This is a genomic window from Prevotella sp. CAG:255 (assembly GCF_000431195.1).
Lineage (GTDB): Bacteria > Bacteroidota > Bacteroidia > Bacteroidales > Bacteroidaceae > Prevotella > Prevotella rara.
The window spans coordinates 1-3,066 of sequence record NZ_HF986792.1; the positions used below are offsets into that span (position 1 = coordinate 1).

General features: G+C 34.7%; 2 protein-coding genes. Both read right to left on the reverse strand.

Annotated elements, in window-relative coordinates:
- Positions 1-96 precede the first annotated feature (96 nt).
- Entirely contained in the window at positions 97-894 is a 798-nt protein-coding gene (locus QVO66_RS03935) for a hypothetical protein (RefSeq protein WP_021854106.1), read from the reverse strand.
- Positions 875-2,206: an AAA family ATPase gene (locus QVO66_RS03940; protein ID WP_021854107.1), complete on the reverse strand. Its 1,332-nt coding sequence runs from the start codon at positions 2,204-2,206 to the stop codon at positions 875-877. Before QVO66_RS03940 ends, QVO66_RS03935 begins: the two co-directional genes overlap by 20 nt.
- Positions 2,207-3,066 lie beyond the last annotated feature (860 nt).

Below are 3,066 nucleotides of genomic sequence, written 5' to 3' on the forward strand. Positions count from 1 at the left end.
CTACACTGACCTTCGGTTCTTATATTCAATTCCGGCGGAGCACAGATCCGCCGGAACAGCAGCTAACCATACAAAACTATTTTAGTGAATACAATGCTATTGTAAATTCTTTAGTTCCGGATAATCCTCTTCTATTATCTCGGAATCTAATTCATTATCGTCAGTCAATCTGATTTTTTTATTTGCACGAAACTCATGCCATATTATCTTCAGCTCTCCGATAATGCTATTATATTCATTAACATTATATTTATATTTGTAATTATTCGCCCTTTGGCACCAATATTTCATTATGCCAAGAAACTTATTTATATCCTCTAGATAGTTATTTATGTCCAGTTGCCTTCTTATTTCCACTACATCATTTTCCGGTTCATACTGATAGTCTTTTATGGGTTTAATATATGTGTTAAAGTCATCTGTTGATATAGGCTCACATTTCTTTAGATTCTTGTTTCCATTTTTCATATTATGAAACATAGATATAGTCCTTTGAGCTATATTATTTTTAAATACGAAATAAATGGTATCATATAAATCTATGTCTCTGCCTAATATCTCATTTGTATGTGAAACCTTATCGGCAAGTTTAGTTCCCGACAGGTTCATTACATTTTCATATCCCATTCTGAGTTCCAAAAGCATAAGATAAGGGCTTGAGAATCTGTTTTTGTCTAAGTGCTTCTTTATGCCGATAACAGCATCTACAGTTTCTTTTTTATCCCCGGCACATTCAATCTCCTCATATTTGTCCATGTCGAGGCATTCAATGGACTCATCAAAATATTTCTTGCCGTGATAGTCTTTTTCCGAAACATCCTGCAGTTTCATTCCGCATACTGGATACAATTTATGCCCAGTTATTATTTTGTTATCATACACCAAGGCTTCCATATTGCTCTATTTTATGATATGCCATATTGAACGATTTAAATATTTCCTCAATGTCCTGACCAAGATCTTTATAGATATATTTAAAGCGTTGCTCCGACTCTTCTGCCAAATAGAAATGTGTTCTGTCTTCAACATTCTCTTTCTTTGCAATAGCGCTTATCGCGTCAACCATATTCGGGTTATGGCTTGCCACCATTATCTTTGTGCCCGTTTCTTTATTGAGCAGAACAAGAATATGTGCAAACTCTACAATCCATTGCGGATGCAGATGAGCTTCAGGCTCATCAATCAGCAACAAAGTCTTTTCATTAAGATACCCGTTTTCAAGAAGTCTCAATATATATGAGAACGACTTAAATCCTGTAGCCGTTTTATCTAGTTTTATGTTGAGTCCGTCCTCACTCACAAAATGCAGTTCTTTCTGACCAAAGTCATCTTTTTCAACATCAACACGCCCATTCATCAGGTGTGTTATTCTTCTTATTATTTTTTTATATGCGTCAGTGCCGGCAAAGTCCTTATTTTCATCCAGCATCAGGCTCTTCAGGTCGTTCCAGAACACATTGTCATCCTTACCTTCTTCCGACACAGCCATCGGTGTGTCAACGTATATTGCCTTAGTAAGATTATACAAGTTGCCTACACTGCCTTTTTGAAACAGCTTTACGCCGTCTTCTTCAACATTTATATTGTTAGGACTCGTCTCATCTATATCAAAATTATCATGCAAAAGCATAAGAAAATCATCCATTGAACGTTTTCTCTTACTTTCATAATAATTATTTTTTATGTGTTCTATCTCGCTTAATTCTGCATATCTGAAGGAACTTAATACATCATCAAAATTTTCATTTTCATTGTATTTTATACCAAGAAAACCAAACACTCTTTCTCTTTTGGTTGGCGAAGGTGAATCTTTTAAATATATATACAGAATATCACAGAATCTTTCTATAACCTTTTCTGCTATATGCTGTATAATTTCGACTTTATCCTGTTCGCCATTATCTTTTAAACTGCGTATCTTTGATGACGCCTCTCTGAAAAACAAAGAGTTGCTATGGTCTGTATCCTTGTCTATATCCCTTCTTGCAAAGTTAAGTCCGGTAAAGATATTCTGAATCTGACTGACATATCTGTCATAAATAAATTCATCGTATAGGTTTGCTCCGTTAACTATATAATACAGCCACTTTGACAATGTACTTTTGCCACATCCGTTTATTCCGGAAAGCACTGTTATTCCGTCAATTGATATGGCAGCTTTTTTAATTGCATGATAATCGCTAAGCTTATATATGTATTTACTCATTGTTTTGCTGTTTATAGATTTAACTTCACAAGTAATAATTTTCTTACTCTTACAAAAGTAACAACAAAAAGAGATTTATACAATATTTTTAACTGAAAAATAACAAAAACATTAAACTACTTCCAACCATTTGTATTATTAGTTATTTTATAGAAAGCATATTTACCGACATATGTCTTCCATAGAAGACATGTTTTCTCTGAATTATTCCATATATAAAAATCACTGTCTACAAACCTGTCATCATATATACAACGCAAAAGAGGTCATGCCACTACCCCGTCAGGAGTAATGGCATGACCTCTTTATGTATAAATATAGTGAACAGGAGACTGTATTAACAGCCTTATGGTCTATGGATCTACTACATGTGCGTTGCGTATTATTATCGCACGCACTACGTTAGTGTTGTAAGCATAAGACTGTATTAACAGCCTTATGGCCTATGGAGCTACTACATGTGCGTTGCGTATTATTATCGCACGCACTACGTTAGTATATGGCTCTAACTCCTAGCCAACCCCGTTAGTGATAACTACTATAACTACTTTAACTACCTAGAAACGAAATAGGAAGTAATCGGATTAAATAAATCCTTATATTCAATTCCGGCGGAGCACAGATCCGCCGGCACAATAGCAACGTAGTGCGTTTTACGAAAGTGAAAAGTTAAAAGTGAAAAACGAAAAATCCAAATGTATGTGGTTTCTACTTGTAAGCATTACGTTTGCACATGGATTTTTCACTCTTCACTCTTAGTTCTTCACTTAAATATGCTCCTAGCCAACTCCGTTGGCGATAACTACTTTAACTACCTAGAAACAAAATAGGAAGTAATCGGATTAAATAAATCCTTATAT